At 64.6% G+C, this 18,083-nt stretch carries 19 protein-coding genes and 1 tRNA gene; 17 read left to right on the forward strand and 3 right to left on the reverse strand.

The annotated features are described in order from the left end of the window. Positions 1–339: 339 nt before the first annotated feature. Complete coding sequence (locus ACX3PH_RS07345; RefSeq protein ID WP_459090938.1) at positions 340–2,880, forward strand: Rne/Rng family ribonuclease; 2,541 nt, start codon at positions 340–342, stop codon at positions 2,878–2,880. 29 nt (positions 2,881–2,909) lie between these two features. Here the strand turns inward: ACX3PH_RS07345 and ACX3PH_RS07350 are convergent, their stop codons facing one another. Then, positions 2,910–3,194 carry a DUF4031 domain-containing protein gene (locus tag ACX3PH_RS07350; RefSeq protein WP_459090940.1) on the reverse strand — a complete coding sequence of 95 codons (285 nt, stop codon included), beginning with the start codon at positions 3,192–3,194 and terminating at the stop codon, positions 2,910–2,912. Positions 3,195–3,236: 42 nt separating this feature from the next. Here ACX3PH_RS07350 and ACX3PH_RS07355 point away from each other — a divergent pair, with 42 nt between their 5' ends. The 10 genes from ACX3PH_RS07355 to ACX3PH_RS07400 all read left to right on the forward strand — a co-directional run bounded on the left by ACX3PH_RS07355 (position 3,237) and on the right by ACX3PH_RS07400 (position 10,172). Next, entirely contained in the window at positions 3,237–3,791 is a 555-nt protein-coding gene (locus ACX3PH_RS07355; protein ID WP_459090942.1) for a hypothetical protein, read from the forward strand. A gap of 110 nt (positions 3,792–3,901) precedes the next feature. Then, positions 3,902–4,210: a 50S ribosomal protein L21 gene (gene rplU / locus ACX3PH_RS07360; protein WP_459090944.1), complete on the forward strand. Its 309-nt coding sequence runs from the start codon at positions 3,902–3,904 to the stop codon at positions 4,208–4,210. 35 nt (positions 4,211–4,245) lie between these two features. Further along, on the forward strand, positions 4,246–4,503 hold the full coding sequence (gene rpmA / locus ACX3PH_RS07365; protein ID WP_459090946.1) for a 50S ribosomal protein L27: 258 nt from the start codon (positions 4,246–4,248) through the stop codon (positions 4,501–4,503). A gap of 104 nt (positions 4,504–4,607) precedes the next feature. Next, positions 4,608–6,173, forward strand: a complete 1,566-nt coding sequence (gene obgE, locus ACX3PH_RS07370) for a GTPase ObgE (protein WP_459090948.1) — start codon at positions 4,608–4,610, stop codon at positions 6,171–6,173. 45 nt (positions 6,174–6,218) lie between these two features. Then, positions 6,219–6,416, forward strand: coding sequence for a hypothetical protein (locus tag ACX3PH_RS07375; RefSeq protein WP_459090950.1), 198 nt, complete (start codon positions 6,219–6,221; stop codon positions 6,414–6,416). 6 nt (positions 6,417–6,422) lie between these two features. Then, positions 6,423–7,031 (forward strand): nicotinate-nucleotide adenylyltransferase, encoded by a 609-nt coding sequence (gene nadD, locus ACX3PH_RS07380; RefSeq protein ID WP_459090952.1) that lies wholly within the window; start codon positions 6,423–6,425, stop codon positions 7,029–7,031. Continuing rightward, on the forward strand, positions 7,028–8,638 hold the full coding sequence (locus tag ACX3PH_RS07385) for a hypothetical protein (protein ID WP_459090954.1): 1,611 nt from the start codon (positions 7,028–7,030) through the stop codon (positions 8,636–8,638). Before nadD ends, ACX3PH_RS07385 begins: the two co-directional genes overlap by 4 nt. Before the next feature lie 47 nt (positions 8,639–8,685). Beyond that, positions 8,686–9,063: a ribosome silencing factor gene (gene rsfS, locus ACX3PH_RS07390; RefSeq protein WP_459090956.1), complete on the forward strand. Its 378-nt coding sequence runs from the start codon at positions 8,686–8,688 to the stop codon at positions 9,061–9,063. Positions 9,064–9,071: 8 nt separating this feature from the next. After that, the gene (locus tag ACX3PH_RS07395; protein WP_459090957.1) at positions 9,072–10,061 is read left to right on the forward strand and encodes a hypothetical protein; all 990 of its coding nucleotides are present in this window, start codon (positions 9,072–9,074) and stop codon (positions 10,059–10,061) included. Positions 10,062–10,095: 34 nt separating this feature from the next. After that, positions 10,096–10,172 (forward strand) — tRNA-Ala (locus tag ACX3PH_RS07400). Positions 10,173–10,232: 60 nt separating this feature from the next. Here the strand turns inward: ACX3PH_RS07400 and ACX3PH_RS07405 are convergent. Continuing rightward, positions 10,233–11,450 carry an FAD-dependent oxidoreductase gene (locus ACX3PH_RS07405; protein WP_459090959.1) on the reverse strand — a complete coding sequence of 406 codons (1,218 nt, stop codon included), beginning with the start codon at positions 11,448–11,450 and terminating at the stop codon, positions 10,233–10,235. Next, positions 11,447–12,070, reverse strand: a complete 624-nt coding sequence (locus ACX3PH_RS07410) for a PadR family transcriptional regulator (RefSeq protein ID WP_459090961.1) — start codon at positions 12,068–12,070, stop codon at positions 11,447–11,449. Before ACX3PH_RS07410 ends, ACX3PH_RS07405 begins: the two co-directional genes overlap by 4 nt. 101 nt (positions 12,071–12,171) lie before the next feature. Here ACX3PH_RS07410 and ACX3PH_RS07415 point away from each other — a divergent pair, with 101 nt between their 5' ends. The 6 genes from ACX3PH_RS07415 (at position 12,172) to ACX3PH_RS07440 (ending at position 18,083) form a co-directional block, all read left to right on the forward strand. After that, the gene (locus tag ACX3PH_RS07415; protein ID WP_459090963.1) at positions 12,172–12,921 is read left to right on the forward strand and encodes a DUF1353 domain-containing protein; all 750 of its coding nucleotides are present in this window, start codon (positions 12,172–12,174) and stop codon (positions 12,919–12,921) included. 236 nt (positions 12,922–13,157) lie between these two features. Next, on the forward strand, positions 13,158–13,499 hold the full coding sequence (locus tag ACX3PH_RS07420; protein WP_459090965.1) for a hypothetical protein: 342 nt from the start codon (positions 13,158–13,160) through the stop codon (positions 13,497–13,499). Between the two features lie 127 nt (positions 13,500–13,626). After that, positions 13,627–14,274 (forward strand): protein-L-isoaspartate(D-aspartate) O-methyltransferase, encoded by a 648-nt coding sequence (locus ACX3PH_RS07425; protein WP_459090967.1) that lies wholly within the window; start codon positions 13,627–13,629, stop codon positions 14,272–14,274. Positions 14,275–14,289: 15 nt separating this feature from the next. After that, positions 14,290–14,766 (forward strand): VOC family protein, encoded by a 477-nt coding sequence (locus ACX3PH_RS07430; RefSeq protein WP_459090969.1) that lies wholly within the window; start codon positions 14,290–14,292, stop codon positions 14,764–14,766. A gap of 106 nt (positions 14,767–14,872) precedes the next feature. Beyond that, positions 14,873–17,020 (forward strand): amylo-alpha-1,6-glucosidase, encoded by a 2,148-nt coding sequence (locus ACX3PH_RS07435; RefSeq protein WP_459090971.1) that lies wholly within the window; start codon positions 14,873–14,875, stop codon positions 17,018–17,020. Position 17,021: 1 nt separating this feature from the next. Continuing rightward, the gene (locus ACX3PH_RS07440; protein WP_459090973.1) at positions 17,022–18,083 is read left to right on the forward strand and encodes a glycosyltransferase; all 1,062 of its coding nucleotides are present in this window, start codon (positions 17,022–17,024) and stop codon (positions 18,081–18,083) included.

The following is an 18,083-nucleotide window of genomic DNA, read 5'->3' on the forward strand; positions in this document are numbered from 1 at the left end:
GGTTCTCCGGCGAATGCATGCGATAATTTGAGGTAGTCACGTGGGCCGCGCCCGCAGTGACGCCAAAGAAGGCTTTCCGGGCACCAAACCGGGCCACGACGAATCGGCACACCGTGCCTGAATTGAGATCGTGTCGAATAGCAAGTTTCGAAGATTTTTGTCCACAGACGACTGAGAGCAGGGCTGCAACCTTCACCAGGCCGAACAGGCCGGTGGGTAAAGGATTGTGCCGCTCTCACAACGTGAAGAATTAGCGGGGGGCTTGCTCAGGCAGCCTCCGCACGAGAGTACCCGGTGGGGTAGCGCGGTTACCCGCTCCGGGCGAGGAGTGCACCAGTAATGGTGGAGACAACTAACGACAATCCGAGCAACGACAACCCGAACAGCGACGACTCCAGCGACAAGCCGCGCAAGCGCACCCGGCTCTTCGGTGGTCGCAAGAACAAGGCGGCCGAGACACCGGCGATCGTGCCAGAGCCGGCCAGGAAGGTTCAGGAGCCAGCGGAGCCCGCTGAAAAGCCCGCCACGAAACGGGCCGCAGCGCCTGAAGCAGCGGCGAGTGACAGCCCGGCCAAGGCTCCCGCCCGCAGCCGCAAGAAGCCGGCTCAGGAGCCTGAGAGCGCATCCGCTCCGGTTGCCCGTCCGACGACGTCGCTCCTGTTCCAGGCGCCCGACCTGCCCACCATGGTGCCGTCCCACTCTGGTCGCGGTGACGACCACGAGCCCGACGACGAGTCCCCGACGGTGCGCCGTCGTTCGCGTCGGCGTTCCGGTGAAGAGAACCACAACGACGAGGCAGCGCCGGCCAACACCGTGGTCAAGGTGCGTCAGCCGCGCCAGCACCCTGAGCCCAGCAATGAGCCCCAGAAGGTCCGCGGATCCACTCGCCTTGAGGCGAAGAAGCAGCGTCGGCGTGACGGCAGGGACGCCGGTCGTCGTAGGCCGGTCATTACCGAGGCAGAGTTCCTGGCCCGTCGCGAAAGCGTCGACCGCGTCATGGTGGTGCGCCAGAAGCAGAACCGTATCCAGATCGGTGTGCTGGAGGACGGCGTGCTCGTCGAGCATTACGTCGCCCAGTCGCAGGAAGCGTCGCTCATCGGCAACGTCTACCTCGGTCGCGTGCAGAACGTGCTCCCCAGCATGGAGGCGGCATTCGTCGACATCGGACGCGGTCGCAATGCCGTCCTGTACTCCGGTGAGGTCGACTGGGAAGCCGCAGCGGAGAACGCCTCCGGTGAGGGTAAAGGCCAGCAGGCCCGTCGTATCGAGCTCGCACTGAAGCCGGGCGACAAGGTCCTGGTACAGGTGACCAAGGACCCGATCGGGCACAAGGGTGCCCGGCTGACCAGCCAGGTGTCCCTGCCCGGTCGCTACCTGGTCTACGTGCCGAACGGCTCCATGAACGGCATCAGCCGCAAGCTCCCGGACACCGAGCGTGCCCGTCTCAAGAAGATCCTCAAGGAGGTCCTCCCTGAGAACGTCGGTGTCATCGTGCGCACCGCTGCTGAAGGTGCAACCGAGGAGCAGTTGACCCTCGACGTCAATCGCCTCACTTCGCAGTGGGCGGCGCTCAGCAAGACGCTGGAGAACTCGCCGGCACCCGCCCTGCTTCACAGCGAGCCGGACCTGTTGATCAAGATCATCCGCGACGTCTTCAACGAGGACTTCCACAAGCTGGTCATCGACGGCGAGGATGCTGCGAAGACCATCAACACCTATCTCGCCCAGGTGGCTCCCGACCTGATCGACCGTGTCGAGACCTACGAGGACTCTGCTGATTCGTTCGACAAGTACCGGGTCAGCGAGCAGATCGAGAAGGCCCTTGACCGCAAGGTCTGGCTGCCTTCGGGTGGTTCGCTGGTCATCGACCGCACCGAGGCGATGACCGTCGTTGATGTCAACACCGGCAAGTTCGTCGGCTCGGGCGGCAACCTGGAAGAGACGGTCACCAAGAACAACCTGGAAGCCGCGGAAGAGATCGTCCGCCAGCTGAGGCTGCGCGATATCGGCGGCATCATCGTTGTCGACTTCATCGACATGGTGCTGGAGTCCAACCGCGACCTGGTGTTGCGACGCCTGGTCGAATGCCTGGGACGCGACCGTACCAAGCACCAGGTGGCCGAGGTCACCTCGCTCGGCCTGGTGCAGATGACTCGCAAGAAGCTGGGGCTGGGGCTCATCGAGTCGTTCAGCGAGCCGTGCGAGACCTGTGCGGGTCGGGGCATCATCATCCACCACGATCCAGTGACCAGGCACCGCCAGTCGGCACAGCCGGAGCCGCGTCGCGGTCGCGGCAACCGCGGCGGCAATGGGGGCGACAACAGCTCACGTGGCAACGGCTCCAACGGTTCGGAGACGAGCAAGCCGAACGCAGGCACGCACGCGATCACCGAGGACGTGAAGAACGCCCTCGCGAAGATCGCCGCCAGCACCATCGTTCCCACCGAGACGGGCTCGATTCCCACCGTGAACGCAACGGCCCAGTCAGCTCAGGAGGATAGGGCGACGGATGTCGCGGCAGACGTCCGTAAGGCGGCGGAACCGATCAGGACCGGTGTCGTCTCCGGCGGGCGTGGACGAGGCAAGCAGGCTTCCGAACCTGCCGGCTCAGCCGGCGGAGAGGATTCAGGCGCTGCCTCGGCATCTGCGGAGGAGAAGGTCGCCGCAGCTGAGGCTGTTGTCGAGATCCTCGACATCCCAGTGAAGAAGTCGCCGCGTGTCGAACGTCGCATCAGCACCAAGGACGCCGAAGACATCCTCGGCTCGGTGCTCGAGGCACTGCCGGAACCCAAGCAGCCCGGTCAGGGCCGTGGGCGCGTCTCGCGCCGGGCATCCAGCGCAGGTATCGTCACCGCCGAGGAGAACGCGGCCAAGAAGTAGCGGTGAGGGGCTGCTCGATGAGCGGCCCCTCAGCCGTTCGACCCCTCAGCCCGACGCTCGCGTTGGGTCACCCGCAAACCGCTTGCCTGCAGCCTCCGCACCAGGTCGCGGTTGCTGACCGGCTCGGCGCCGGCGTTCACCAGGGCGTCGTAGCGTTCCTGAGGCACGTCATAGTGGTCGAGATCGAATGAACGGCGAGGCAGTCTCGCTTTCTCGGCGAATGCGTGCAATTCTTCGAGTGAAGTATCGCTGACCAGATGTGACCACAGCCTGTCGTGGGCAGGCCACATCGGCTGGTCGATCAACACCGTCATGATGGGAGTCTAGACAAGGTGGAAACGCAGAAACTCACAGGCTTGTGGCATGGAAGAGGCGGGCTAGCGGCCCTGATCGTTGCCGGAGGCGTCCTGGTGTTCGCTGCCGTTCAGCAATTGGTGGGTGCAGCATCCTCCACGCTGATCGGGATCGGCCTGAACTCTATTCCACCGATGTATTGGGAGTCGATCTGGGGCGGCGCGATCACCGGCATCTTCAGTTACCACCTGCCGTTCGCGCTGGGAGTCTTCGCCAGTCTGTGGCTGGTGGCGCCGATCTCGGCGGGGCTCAGCCTGTCTCGCGTCGTGGTGCGAGCGTTGGTTGCGTCCGGAATCGGCGCAGTCCTGGCGCTGGTCGTGCGCGTTGCCTGGGATGCCGTCTGGGCACTCCAGGGGGTGGGTCCCTGGTTCGGCCATGCCTTCCCGGCCCTCCCGCACGAGAGGCTTGGACACAGCCTGATGTTCGGCGTTCAGGCTGGCATCGGTGCGTTCACACTCCATCTGGCGATGGTGGTCCTGGGGTGCGTTCTCCTCTGGATCTGGCCTGCCAGGCATCCGTCGCCACACGCGGTTTCCGCCGACACGACCAGCGTTTGACCGAGTCGCAAAACATCGAGTAGTATTGACCCTTGGTGTGGCTGGGCTAAGCCCGCTTTCAGCACCGCAAATTTTCGCGTGATTCGGTTATTCAATAGTTAGGGTTCCAAGTGGTTTACGCAGTTGTGCGCGCCGGCGGCCGGCAAGAAAAGGTGGAGGTCGGCACCATCGTCGTACTCGACCGCATCGCAGCAGACGAGAACGGCAACATCGAGCTGGCACCCGTGCTGCACGTTGACGGCGACAAGATCACGCATGAGGCCAAGGCCCTCGCGAAGATCAAGGTCACCGCTGAAGTTCTCTCCGACCTTCGCGGACCGAAGATCGTCATCCAGAACTACAAGAACAAGACCGGGTACAAGCGTCGCATGGGCCACCGCTCAGAGCTCACCCGCGTCAAGATCACCAGCATCAAGTAACAACCAAAGACTTCGAAAGCATTAGGGGCTGAAAAATGGCACACAAAAAGGGCGCATCGTCCACACGTAACGGTCGCGACTCCAACGCGCAGCGCCTCGGCGTGAAGCGCTTCGGCGGCCAGGTTGTCAGCGCGGGGGAGATCATCGTCCGCCAGCGTGGCACCCACTTCCACCCCGGGGTGAACGTCGGCCGTGGCGGCGACGACACGCTGTTCGCCCTCGAGGCCGGTGCTGTCCAGTTCGGTGCCAAGGGCGGCCGCAAGGTCGTCAACATCGTGGCTGCAGCTTCCTAGGGCTTCAACCGCTTCACACAAGCACTTCAACGTTCGGGCGAGCTTCGGCTCGCCCTTACGTATTTCAGCCGCAACTCGCGGCTCTTCAGGAAAGGATCACGGCAATGGCAACCTTCGTGGACCATGTGACCCTGCACCTGCGCTCCGGCCACGGTGGCAACGGCTGCGTCTCGGTCAAGCGGGAGAAGTTCAAGCCCCTCGCAGGCCCGGACGGCGGCAACGGCGGCAACGGCGGCGACATCGTGCTGGTCAGCGACCCGCAGGTGACCACTCTGCTCGGCTTTCACCGCGGTCCGCACCGCAACTCCGATCACGGACAGCCCGGCATGGGCGACCACAAGAGCGGAGTCAGCGGGGCCGACCTCGAACTGACGGTGCCGGTCGGCACGCTGGTGAAGGACTCGGACGGCAACGACCTGATCGACCTGAACGAGCCCGGGATGCGCGCTGTTGTCGCGCCCGGCGGGCAGGGCGGCCTCGGCAACGCGGCACTGGCCAACACCAAGCGCAAGGCACCCGGCTTCGCCCTGCTCGGCACTCCCGGCTGGGAGGGCGACATCCAGCTTGAACTGAAAGTGGTGGCGGATGTCGCATTGGTCGGCTTCCCATCCGCCGGAAAGTCCAGTCTGGTGGCAGCCATCTCGGCGGCAAAGCCGAAGATCGCCGACTACCCGTTCACCACACTTCACCCGAACCTCGGTGTCGTGCAGGCGGGGGATACCCGGTTCACGGTGGCAGACGTCCCCGGCCTCATCGAGGGTGCCAGTGAAGGCAAGGGCCTTGGGCTGGAGTTCCTGCGCCACGTTGAGCGGTGTACCGCGCTGGTGCACGTACTCGACTGCGGCACGCTCGACCCAGGGCGCGACCCGCTGAGCGACCTTGACGTCATCCTGGGCGAACTGGCTGCCTACCCTGTTCCCGATGGGCAATTGCCGCTGTTGGAGCGTCCGCAGCTGATCGCCCTGAACAAGCTGGACCTGCCGGATGCGCGCGAACTCGCCCAGCTGGTTCGTCCGGAACTTGAGGCCCGCGGGTATCGGGTATTCGACATTTCAGCAGTCAGCCGCGATGGCCTTCGCGAGTTGACCTACGCCCTGGCCGCGCTGGTGGAGGAGCACCGGGTTCAATTGGCTGCCACCCCGCCACCGGAACGTATTGTGTTGCGTCCGCGCGCTGTCGATGATGCCGGCTTCCAGATCGTGGTCGAGGGCGGGTCGTTCGGCAGCGTCTACCGGGTCGTCGGCGCGAAGCCGGAGCGCTGGGTCGCCCAGTGTGACTTCACCAACGAAGAGGCTATCGGCTACCTGGCCGATCGGCTCGCCAAGCTGGGCGTCGAAGACAAGCTCTTCAAGGCCGGGGCCGTTGCGGGCTCGACTGTCGTGATCGGAACCAACGTGTTCGACTGGGAGCCGACGCTGACATCGACAGCCGAGCTCATGACCAGTCCTCGCGGTACGGATGCGCGCCTGGCGCCGAATGAGCGACCGACGCGGAACGCGCGCCGCGAAGCTTACTTCGAACGCATGGATGCCAAGGCTGCTGCCCGCGCAGAGCTGATTCGTGAGCGGGAGGCTGGAATCTGGCACGACGATGAAGGCTTCGCGGTCGACCGCTCTTCGGATACACGCGCGAGCGATACCAGCCAGGATGACCCTTCCACGGTAGATTAGTGAACCTGCGCTCGGTGCTCCCGAGCAGCGTGAAACGGAGAACATATGTCGTTGCTTGCCTTTGCTGCTGCCGAGGGGCATGAGCTCGCCCCGATGGTCATGGACCCGATCTGGTTCGCCGTGATCGCCGGTGCCGTCTTCCTGCTCCTGGGCCTCGTCGTCTGGAGCTTCCGGGATGTGTCGAACCGGCATCACCACCGTGGCCCGGTCACCGACGAGGATCCAACGCACGGAGCTCACTAGGCAGGCATGAGCGCCAGCGAACGAGTGCCGGGGCGCCAACGAATCGGCGTTATGGGCGGCACGTTCGACCCGATCCACAACGGCCACCTGGTGGCCGCCAGCGAGGTGGCCCGGAATTTCGACCTGGATGAGGTCATCTTCGTGCCCACCGGAATTCCGGCAGGCAAGCCCGACGCCTCCGAAGGTGAGCACCGGTACCTGATGACGGTGATCGCGACAGCATCCAACCCGTCGTTCACGGTGAGCCGAGTGGATCTGGATCGCGACCGCGAAACCTACACGATCGACACTCTTCGGGATATTCACAGGGAGCGCCCCGGCGCCGAGCTGTTCTTCATCACCGGGGCCGACGCTATCGCGCAAATCCTTGATTGGCGGGACGTTTCGGAGCTGTGGGAGCTGGCACATTTCGTCGCGGTCACCCGTCCGGGGCATCCGCTGACCATTTCCGGATTGCCCGCCGGGGACGTAAGCTTGTTGGAAGTGCCTGCTTTGGCTATCTCGTCAACAGATTGTCGCAGCCGGGTCGGCCGGGGGTTCCCGGTTTGGTATTTGGTTCCCGACGGTGTTGTCCAATACATCGCCAAACACCACCTCTATCGGAGTCTGATATGACAGCGTGGCAAGACTTGCCGCCTCGAACCAGGCGGCAGGCTCGGATGAACGAGCGGGAACAACCCGCCGCAGAGTTCGAGCGCGCTCCCAAGGATTCCGACCAGAACTCAGCATCGGATCAGACAGCCGGCCAGAACTCACTCTCCGGCGAGGCGTTCCGTCGATCCGAACGTTCAGACTTCACCGGGAAACCGGAAAATGCTGCGCAGGAACTCGCATCCGCTTACAGCCGACGTAGTCGTCGAGCGGTGGATGCGGGAGCCGGCGACAGGGCAGCCGACGACAGGGCAGCCGACGACAGGGCAGCCGACGTCAGGGCAGCCGACGTCAGGGCCGCGCAGCGGTTCCCTGCCGACTCACCGGCACATCCCGATGCTCGCCACACCGAATTCAGGGTGCGCGATTTCCGCCCTGAGGCCCGCGGCGATTTCGCGACGCCGCGTGGCAGCGTTCCGACGACGCCGCGTTCGGGGCCGACGCGTGATGTTCCCAGCTGGAGCCCTCCGTCTTCGGATGATGACGGGCGCCTCGACTACTACACCCAGGGCGTGCCGATACAGCCGACCCCGCCACCTGCGGTCGTCAACAGTGTTCCCTCGGAGTTCGCCGCACCCCCGCGTCCGATGACCCGCCGCCAACTCAGGGAACTCGAAGTCAGCCAGGGCATCCGTCCCCAGGCGGATGACGCTCCCGAGATTCCCGAGATTCCTCAGGCGCCGGCTGCCGCCGCACCGCCTGCGCCAGCACTCATCGTCCCGCCGGCATCCGCAGCCCGACCAGTCGCCCCACCGGTTTCCGTGCCCCCGGCGCAATCGCCTTCAGTGCCGTTGCAGTCCGCGCCGCTGCCGCCGGCCCCTGCACCTGCCGCTCCATCTGCACCCCGGCAGGCAATGCCCCAGCCGGCAATGCCCCAGCCGGCGATGCCGCCGGTTATCCGGCTGGCTCCGCCAATACCGATGCGTGTGGCTGCGCCAGAGGGCCTACCGGGCCAGGTTTCGCCCGAACCGATCGTCTTCACTGACGCCTCCGGATCGGCGCCGGCCAACCGTGCACCGGTTGCACCACAGCCAGCTGCTCCAGTCTCGTTGGCTTCCAGCCGCGGAATCGATTCTGCGCCGCTGATCTTCACCTCACCGGACGTACGCGCCGCTCAGGACAACGTCGGCTCCGAGTTCCAGGCAGGCGACAGTTTCATCAGGACGGTTGGCAGCAGCAGCGGATCGTTCACCACCAGTGCGCTCGTCATCCCCTCGATCCCGCAGGCCGGCGACATCACACGGCCGTTCAGCAGCACCGGGGAGATCCTGGTCACCGGTTCGATCGACCTGCCGATGAGCCTGGCGTCGACCGGGGCGAACTCGTCGAGGTTCGACCACTCCGACATTGACGCCCTGTTCGCGCAGGAGGACCACGACTACGCTCCGGCCGATTCGGCTCCGGTTCGTGCGATTCGCGCGGTCAGCACTCACACGTCGACCCACGGCGTGATCTCCGCCAAGAAGCCCGCGAACAATCGCCTGCCGATGTTGATGGCTGTGACCGCGGGTATCCTTGCCGTTGGCGTTGCCGCGCTCTTTGCGGCGGGAATGATCTTCGGATACTTCTAAGCCATGCGACCTACACTTTCTTCCATCATCCGTCTTCTAAGGAACCAGTGACTGCTACCGCGCACGCCCATGAGCTTTTAAGGATCGCCGCCCTGGCGGCAGATTCGAAGCGGGCGGAGGACCTTGTGGCGCTGGACGTGTCGGAACCGCTGCCGCTGACCGACATCTTCCTGCTGGCGACCGGCAACAATGAGCGGAACGTCGTCGCCATTGCTGGTGAAATCGAGGACAAGCTCATCGAATCGGGCAACAAGCCCCTGCGCCGCGAAGGCCGGGCGGAAGGCCGGTGGATTCTTCTCGACTTCGGTGACCTGGTGGTTCACGTGTTCCACGCTGAAGACCGGATGTACTACTCGCTCGAGCGGCTCTGGAAGGATTGCCCCGCAATCCCGATCGACCTGCCGGCTCACGAAATAGCCGACTAGCGGTCGCTGTGGCACCGCTCGACCTGCCCCGGTGGACGGGGGGCCCGGATGATGCCCGCAACAACCTCCTGGCCGTCGAGCGATGGGCTACCAGCGACGCCATGGCGCGCCTGGTGGCCGAGTTCGGAGGTTCCACCGCCGGGATGACGACGGATGCCCTGCTCGACTTTCTCGACACGTTCTCGGCGACCCACTGGGATTTTCGCGGCGGGCGGGAGCGCAACCTGGCGGAGCGGGTGGAATTCACGCCTGAGCGTGACGCCGTGATCTTCGAGTGCGCTGCGGAGCTGGGGCTGGCTCAGGTGCCGCCGCGGCATGAACACTACGACACCGTGGTGATGACCGGTGGCATGGTTCGTGCCGGGATCGCCAAGCCACGCTATGTGCGGATGCTGCTCGACGACGGGTTGCGGGTCGACAATGTGGTGTTCCTCGGCGGGTTCCGTCCGTTCGCCGGCGACGAGCACGACGTCGCAGCCGGGCTGGAGGTCGACGGGGACAACGAGTTCGATGCGATGGTGGCCGGTCTGCACCGGGCGTTCGGGCCGCTGGGGGAGCCGCGTGTGGAGGAGCTCATGGCACCCACCCTGAATGCGTCCTGGCGTGACCTCTCGTGGGAGGCATTCGGCCTTCGGGTCAGCGCGGTGGCCGCGCCGTCGTCGCGCCCGGAAGTGCGCCGGGCGAATACCGTCGATACCTACCGGTTCTGGGCAGAGCACCGGCGTCGGCCGTCGGAGCAGTCGGTGCTGGTGGTGACTGCGCCGGTGTATGTCCCGTACCAGGGCGCGGGTGCGGTGGAGGTGCTGGGTATCGAGTACGGACTCGCGGTGGAAACCGTCGGCATCCGTCGGCGCACCGGTCACCTCGGTCGGTACGCGCAGGACTACGAGGCCATGCATTATCTGCAGGAGGTGCGCTCGGCCATCCGCGGGATGCGGTCGCTGCGCCGGTCGCTGCTGGCGGGCGAGCGGCTGGATGAGGCACCGCGAATTCTGTAGTAATCTGAACAGGTTGCTCCACAAGGGGAGACATGGGTCCATGGCGCAGCCCGGTAGCGCACCTGCATGGCATGCAGGGGGTCAGGGGTTCGAATCCCCTTGGATCCACCAACGAAAGCCCCGTGATCTCGAGATCGCGGGGCTTTTTCGTTCGCCATGAACGGCACTGACTCACGGCAGCGGACTTTCAACGGTTGTGCGCTGCCCCCAGTCGAGGTGGTGGTCATAGATCTCGCGGGAGCTCTTGGTGTCTGCGGTAGCCCGCAACACCACCGGCAGGATCGCGTCGCGCAGCCTGCGGCCGAGGGGTCCGGGAGCCTTGTTGTTGTTGATTCGCGCTGCCGCCTTGACTATCTTCTCGACGCGCGGACGCCGGACCCGCTCGAACGTGGCGAAAGCCTTCTGGGGCGAGTCCTCGTCCCGAAGGGTCTTGGCCAGCACGACGGCGTCTTCGATCGAGAGCGAAGCACCCTGTCCGGAGGTGGGGGATGGCGCGTGGGCTGCATCGCCGAGCACGATCATCCGGTCGGAGTGCCACCGGGGCAGCGACGGAAGCGTGTGAATAGCCGTCATCGGGGCGAACCCGTCGGTTGCCTCGATCAGTTGGAGTGCCGGGCCGGCATCATCGCGAAAGAGACCAGTGAATCGGCTCCGCCAATCGTCCGTGCTGATCGACTCCAGTTCACCGCGTGTCGGCTCGCGTCGTTGCGGAACATTGACGAACCACCAGACTTCGCCGTCTGGTGCCGTGGCGTAGCCGAAGAAAGCCCGCTTGCCGAAGATCATTTCGTAGCTTCCCGGCGCGGCCGATACTTTGACGCCGCGCGCGTACCCGCCGGTGGTGAGTAGTCCGCTGTAAGACGGTTTCGGCGCATCCGGGTCGATGATTCGTCTGACTGTCGAGTGGATGCCGTCAGCGCCGATAAGGATATCGGCCTCCTCCAGTGTGCCGTCGGCGAATTCTGCTCGCACACCATCCCGGGTGACGTGAGCGGCTATAAGTCGTTTGCCATGCCGAATCACGATGCCCCGACCCACAGCTTCGTCATTCAACGCTCGGCCGAGGGCTTCCCGCTGCACGGTTCGGCTGATTGTGTCGTCCGTCAGGCTCCCGCCCGTCGGTGCGACCCCGAGCGCCATTCCAGTGTGGGAGCGGAGTGTGATCGCGGGCGTCGGGAAGCCGACCGCCGCGGGGCGGGAGTCTGCGTCTATGGCGCGGAGAGCGTCGATGCCGTTGGTCGCGAGCGTGAGCATGATTCCGCGCTCCGCTGCGGTTTCCTGCCGCGCCTCGAAGACCGTCGCCCGGATGCCGGCCTTCTGCAGGGCGATCGCAGTGGCCGGGCCGGCGATCCCGCCTCCGATTATGAGTGCGGTTCGCACCTGGGTCATGTTGCATTCCTTTCCTGAATGTCCGGATCGATCAGCGGCCCTTCCCCGGACGACGCCCACTCGGGGCTGGCGATCTTCTGGATCAGGGAGCCGATGAACTCGCTCTCGGCCTTGAGCAGGGCAATGCGATACTCGTCCTCGACCAGGAAGATCGGATGCACGCCGCCAGCGACGGTAGCTGCGACCTGCTCAGCAAGCGCCGCCGCTTCGGCCTTATTCCCTGCCTGTCGGCGGCGCAGCGAGGTGACGGCGTCATCCACCTCCAGAATCGCCACGAGGGAGAGCGCGGCAGCCAGCGATGGGTACTCGGCTGGAGGGTTCTCGATGAGGTCGCACAACCAGGTTCGAGTTTCGACACGACCGGCATCCGTCAGTTCGTACATCGTGTGCTCCGGGAGGTTGCCGGTACGACCAGTACCGGCTGGCACGATGAACTCCGCATTGAGCAACTGCTTCACCACGCCGTACAAAGCCCCGTAGCTCAGTTTGAACGTCTTTGCCGCGTCATTGTCCTTCAGCTGCCGATACAGCTCGTAGGCGTGCATTGGGCGCTGCGTGAGATAAGACAGCACCGCAAGGCCGAGGACGTTCTTGCGCGCTGAAGAACTGGGATTCGCCATGGAACCATAATAGTCAGCGAAAACTAGTTGTACAAGATTAGTTCTCGAATGATGTGCCCCGACCGGGCTATCATCGTCGGCACGACGGGTTAGGAGTTCGGATGCCGTTCATTGACGAGGGTGGCGAACCGCTCAGGGTGATTCCGCTGACGCAGGCACCTGCCACCGGCCACTACTTCCAATTGGTTCGACCGATCGGGTTCCGCGAGGACGACTCCAGCGAGACCCATTGGGTTCCCGCACACATCCCGGCCACCCACCCTGAGCAGGGCAATCGCACGGACCTGGCATCCGTACCCTGGCTGTTTCGCGCCTTCATTGCGTCGTATGGCCGCCAGAGCGCTCCCGCCATCATGCATGACCATCGCCGTGGGGTGACCAGCCGGCTGGGGTCGGCGGATGCGTTCTCGCATGCGGAAGAAGATGATCGCCTGTTCCGGGTGGGGTTGCGCCATCAGAAGGTTCCGCTGCTCCGCTCCTGGCTGATGTGGGCGACGGTCTCGGTGGAGGCTTATTTGCTCTATGCCCGGTCCCGCGCCTGTGCATTGATTCTGCAGGCCGTTCTCGGGCTCGCCGTCATCTACGCTTCCGTCGTGCTGTCGTTCGGCTCACCGCTCTGGCTGCTCGGCGTTGCGCTGCCGGCGATCGCAGCCATCGCCTGGGGTCGCCGTTACGTTCTCCTGCTCTGGTTGAGCTACGGTTTCGCCCTGCTGGCGCCCCTGGTGCTGCTCCAGCTCTGCTCACTTGCACCGTACTGGCTGGCCGAACTGCTGGTTCGCGAAGTCATCGACCGTCCGTTCATAGACCCGGAGCCCGGGCCTGTCGCGGTGCCGTTCGGACGCGCGCCCTGAGCGACAGGTACAGGGTTCGGAGAGCGCTAGAAGTCGGCTTTCGTAGCCGGTCAACTTTTGAGTATTGCCCCCGTTCGGGGGGTGGGGCTATCATCGCCTCACCTGATTCATGAACCGGCCGGAAACGGCCGTGTTCACTTGGCGACTGCCACGCTTCCCTTAGGACGGTACCGAGTGCTCTGAACCGATGGCCCAGCCCTCTCGGTTTTCGTCTTACCCCACAGAAGGGCACGGAAATGAAGAAACTACTAGCGGCAAGTGCCATTGCCTGTATCGCGACCGTCGGCATCAGCGCGCCTGTCGCCGCAAGCCCAGAATCCGCGAGTATGAACCACGAAACATATTGGGAGACATCCACAACTGACTGCACGAAAGTGGAGTTCGCAGACGGTGTCACGTCATTCTCGCTGCCTTCTCAGTATGGCCTGACCTACACGATGCTGGTATTGAAGGCGGGCAGCGGCGATTCCGCCAACGATGTCATTGGATGGCCGGCTTCCGATTACGACTACTACCACCAAACCGGTAAGGGGCTCAGTCACGCCATTTACTGCACCATGGAGGAACCGCCTAGCTGAGCCTGCGTCGTCGTCCACAACCATGAGGACCCGGCCACGGGTGTTGCAGTTGCACCCGTGAATGCTGGGCCCCGCGGTTCCTGTGGCCCGTCCATAGGACTCTCAGGCACGGGAGAAAGACTTCGGCATGGACGAATTCGAGGCCAGCCGCAATGTGATGGTCGAGACCCAATTGGCTGCCCGTGGCATCCGCGACCGTCGGGTGCTGGAAGCCATGCGCACGGTTCCCCGCCACCTCTTCGTGCCGCCTGACCAGACGGACTACGCGTACGACGACCGCCCCCTGCCGATCGGGAGCGGACAGACCATCTCGCAGCCGTACATCGTGGCGTTCATGGCCGAGCAGGCCCGGATTGGCCCGGATGCGCGCGTGCTCGAGATTGGCACCGGTTCCGGGTATGCGGCGGCCGTGCTCGGGGCCCTTGCCGCGCAGGTTTACACCATTGAGCGGCATCCCGAGCTGGCAGACGCTGCGCGAACGAGGTTGGCAGATTCCGGCGCGACCAACGTAGACATCGTTGTCGGGGACGGCACACGAGGGCTGCCCGCCGAGGCGCCCTTCGACGCCATCCTCGCCACCGCGTCGGGTCCGGATGTTCCGAGACCGCTCATCGAACAGCTCACGGTGGGTGGGCGCCTGGTCATACCGGTGGAGCGCCGGTTCGGCCATCAACAGTTGATGGTCGTCGAACGGACGGAGGACGGCTATGAAGAAGACGCTGTGCTCGGTGTGGCGTTCGTTCCGCTCATCGGCGAATATGGACATCCGGAATAACGTCAGGAGCGCACTGTGCAGAAAATCACTCCATGCCTGTGGTTCGACGATCAGGCCGAGGAAGCCGCCAACTACTACGTGTCCATCTTCAAGAACTCCGCAATCACCGACATCTCGCGCTACGGCGACGGTGCTCCCATGCCGGCTGGTACCGCGCTGGTCGTGAACTTCGTGCTGGAGGGCGTTTCCTTCCAGGCACTCAACGGCGGACCGGCCTTCACATTCACGGAAGCCGTCTCGTTCTCTGTGGATGCACCAACGCAGGACGAGATCGACGAGTTGTGGAACAGGCTGACGGCCGACGGCGGCGCGCCGAGTATGTGCGGCTGGTTGAAAGACAAGTACGGGTTGTCCTGGCAGATCGTCCCACCCATCCTTGGGCAGCTCCTGACTGACCCCGACGCGGAGAAGTCTGGCCGGGTCATGCAGGCCATGCTGGCGATGCAGAAGATCAATATTGCGGAGCTGGAAGACGCCTACAACGGGTCTTGACGCCGCACCCTGTGAGTTTCACCGGAGCAACTCGCCGCCGAAACCACTGCGGAGCACACTGGTCAGCTAGGTGAACGGGTGTGGGAGCGGTTGAGGAGCGGCAGGCGTGTCTGGCTGGAACGAGGACAACGCTGCACGAGCGGCAGCGACAGGAAATACGACCATCGTGGAGGGCTCATCCTTCTCGGTGAGTTCGACGACCGGTGACATACTTCCCGGTGGCCACCACGGCGCCTATTTCCAGGACACCAGGTTCATCTCGGGGTGGTTGATGACCGTCAACGGGAACCCGATCGAATCTCTCACTGCGGTCATCCCGGAACCCTATCGCGCGAAGTTCATCGGCCGAGTGGTGCGCAACTCCCACCGGGCCGACACCCCGTTGGTAGTGGAACGTTCGCGCCTGGTCGGAGCCGGAATGCGGGAAGACCTGGTTATCCGCAACTTCTCCGCCACCGCCATCGACTGCAGGATCGACCTGCAGGTGGAGGCGGACTTCGCCGACCTGTTCGAGGTCAAGGGTGGCAAGGTCGTTCACCACTGGGACAGCGTCACCGTGGCCACGAGTACGGGCCTGCAGATCGAGTCGCAATGGCGCGGCCACCAGCGTGGCCTGGAGATCCTCGCCGCCGACGCGATCATCGACGGTCAGACGCTGCACTACGACCTCATCGTCCCGGCGCGCAGCAGCTGGAGCACCACGATAATCGTGACCCCCAAGATCGACGGCCAGGCCATGGGATCGGGATTTCACAGCCACCTGCCGGTGGGACAGAGCGCTGCCGCCCAGCGCTTCCGCGCTTGGGGCGAGGCGGTGCCGGTTCCGATGGCGAGCGACCCCGCCCTGACGAGGACGCTGGAACGGAGCCAGTTCGACCTCGGTGCCCTCCGCATTTCCGACCCGGACAGACCCGACCGAGACGTGGTGGCGGCAGGAGCACCGTGGTTCATGGCGTTGTTCGGCCGAGACTCGCTGTTGACGTCGTATATGGCACTCCCAGTCGACCCGTCGCTGGCGCTGGGAACCCTGCAGACCCTTGCCGACTATCAGGGCACTGACGTGAATGAGCTCACCGAGGAACAACCGGGCCGAATTCTCCACGAAGTACGGCTCGGAGTCACGGTCGGACTGTCGCTCGGCGGCGAGAGCGTCTACTACGGCTCAGTGGACGCGACGCCGCTCTTCGTGGTTGCGCTGGCCGAACTGCGCCGCTGGGGGCAGCGCGACACGGATGTGGCGGCACTTCTTCCTGCCGCCGACTCTGCCCTGGACTGGATACGCGACTACGGCGACAGCGACGGCGATGGATTTGTCGAGTATGAGCGGCTGAACGAGCAGGGCCTGCTGAACCAGGGCTGGAAAGACTCCTGGGACGGCATCAACTTCGCCGACGGAACCCTCGCCGTGCCTCCGATCGCCCTCTGCGAAGTGCAGGGCTACGTGTACAGCGCCTATCTGTCGCGCGCCTACCTGGCCAGGGACGCCGGCGACGAGGACGCGGCACAGCAGTGGGAGTCGCGGGCGGCGACGCTCAAGGAGCAGTTCAATGATCGCTTCTGGATGCCCGAACAAGGCTGCTTCGCCATTGCGCTCGACCGGGACAAGCAGCCGGTGGATGCCTGCGCCTCCAACATCGGGCATTGTCTCTGGAGCGGCATCATCGACGAGGACAAGGCGCCCATGGTCGTCGACAGGCTGTTGTCGCCCGAAATGTTCAGCGGGTGGGGCATCCGTACCCTCGCGTCGACGATGGGCGCGTACAACCCGGTGAGCTATCACAATGGATCGGTCTGGCCCCACGACAACGCCATGATCGTCACCGGATTGGCGCGGTACGGCTTCATTGATGAGGCCAACACAGTCGCGTCCGGGATTCTGGATGCAGCCGAGCATTTCGACGGACGTTTGCCCGAACTGTTCTGCGGTTTCGACCGCGCCGACTATCCGGAACCGGTGCCGTACCCCACGTCCTGTTCCCCGCAGGCGTGGGCGTCGGCCACACCGATTCAGCTGATGAGGAGCCTGTGCCGCTTCGACCCGAGCATGCCGGAAGGCGAGTTGTGGCTGGCCCCCGTTTTCCCTGAGGGGTTCAGCATATCGGTGCGGAACCTGCCGCTGTCAGGTGCCCGGTTGTCCGTCGACATAGCCGGAACAGAGGCGCAGATCAGCGGCCTTCCGGAGGGCATTGTTGTTCACCGGACACCACGACCGCTCAGCTACGCCGTCCCTCACGGCGCCTCACCGAGGAGCTGACATGCGTATCGGCATCATTGCCCCGCCGTGGATTCCGGTGCCGCCTCCCGCCTACGGCGGCATCGAAGAAGTGGTCGACGGACTCGCTCGCGGACTCCACGGTCTCGGTCACGACGTCCTTCTCGCAGCTGGCGCCGGAAGTACCTGCGCGGTCAGCCGGATCGCCGCGACGGAGCGGTGCGCTCCGAGACCGATCGGGGATGTGGAGAGCGAACGACACCATGTCGTGCTCGCGTATGCTGCGTGCCGTCACGCCGGGGTGGACGTGGTGCACGACCACACCCTCTGCGGGCCGGGGTACGGTGGTCGGCCGCGCGGTGTGCCGAATGTCACGACCGTGCACGGTCCCTTCACCCGAGAGATGCGCCGGCTGTACGGTTCGTTGCCGCCGGATGTCGCGATCGTCGCCATCTCGCAGCACCAGGCAAGCACCGCCGCCGGGGTGCGCATCAATCGGGTGATCCACCATGGGATCGATGTCACGGCGATTAGGCCGGGCGACGGCGCCGGGGGCTACCTCGCATTCCTCGGCCGCATGACTCCGGCCAAGGGCGTTCGTGAGGCGATCCTGATCGCCCGGAACAGCGGGGTCCCCCTCAAGATTGCGGCAAAGATGCGCGAGCCGAGAGAGTGGGACTACTTCAGCAGCGTCATCGCCCCGATGCTGGGTGGCGACGTCGAATACCTCGGTGAGCTGAACCGAGTCGAGAAGTACGCCCTGCTGGGATCTGCGCTCGCCCTGCTGAACCCGATCCAGTGGCCGGAGCCGTTCGGGATGGTGATGATCGAAGCGATGGCGACGGGAACACCGGTCATCGCCACTCCGCGGGGTGCGGCCCCGGAGATCATCGAGGATGGACGGACCGGAATGCTGCGAGAGCGGGCAGCGGATGCCGTTGCCGCCATTCACGAGGTCGGCAGCCTGAATCGTTCCACGGTCCGGCGCAGGGTGGAGCAACGTTTCTCGCTTGAGATCTTCGCGCGCGCTCACGCTCGTTTCTACGAAGACCTCGGCGCTTCGAGTCTGGCCGGCGCAGCTGTAGGCGCTCCCGCGGCCGGCTGA

The organism is Homoserinimonas sp. A520, from assembly GCF_054489245.1.

Excerpts from the sequence above, each read along its gene's own strand:
- ACX3PH_RS07345 (WP_459090938.1), top strand. The coding sequence starts at position 340 with ATGGTGGAGACAACTAACGACAATCCGAGCAACGACAACCCGAACAGC.
- ACX3PH_RS07350 (WP_459090940.1), bottom strand. The coding sequence starts at position 3,194 with ATGACGGTGTTGATCGACCAGCCGATGTGGCCTGCCCACGACAGGCTG.
- rpmA (WP_459090946.1), top strand. The coding sequence starts at position 4,246 with ATGGCACACAAAAAGGGCGCATCGTCCACACGTAACGGTCGCGACTCC.
- obgE (WP_459090948.1), top strand. The coding sequence starts at position 4,608 with ATGGCAACCTTCGTGGACCATGTGACCCTGCACCTGCGCTCCGGCCAC.
- ACX3PH_RS07375 (WP_459090950.1), top strand. The coding sequence starts at position 6,219 with ATGTCGTTGCTTGCCTTTGCTGCTGCCGAGGGGCATGAGCTCGCCCCG.
- nadD (WP_459090952.1), top strand. The coding sequence starts at position 6,423 with ATGAGCGCCAGCGAACGAGTGCCGGGGCGCCAACGAATCGGCGTTATG.
- ACX3PH_RS07385 (WP_459090954.1), top strand. The coding sequence starts at position 7,028 with ATGACAGCGTGGCAAGACTTGCCGCCTCGAACCAGGCGGCAGGCTCGG.
- ACX3PH_RS07405 (WP_459090959.1), bottom strand. The coding sequence starts at position 11,450 with ATGACCCAGGTGCGAACCGCACTCATAATCGGAGGCGGGATCGCCGGC.
- ACX3PH_RS07410 (WP_459090961.1), bottom strand. The coding sequence starts at position 12,070 with ATGGCGAATCCCAGTTCTTCAGCGCGCAAGAACGTCCTCGGCCTTGCG.
- ACX3PH_RS07415 (WP_459090963.1), top strand. The coding sequence starts at position 12,172 with ATGCCGTTCATTGACGAGGGTGGCGAACCGCTCAGGGTGATTCCGCTG.
- ACX3PH_RS07420 (WP_459090965.1), top strand. The coding sequence starts at position 13,158 with ATGAAGAAACTACTAGCGGCAAGTGCCATTGCCTGTATCGCGACCGTC.
- ACX3PH_RS07425 (WP_459090967.1), top strand. The coding sequence starts at position 13,627 with ATGGACGAATTCGAGGCCAGCCGCAATGTGATGGTCGAGACCCAATTG.
- ACX3PH_RS07440 (WP_459090973.1), top strand. The coding sequence starts at position 17,022 with ATGCGTATCGGCATCATTGCCCCGCCGTGGATTCCGGTGCCGCCTCCC.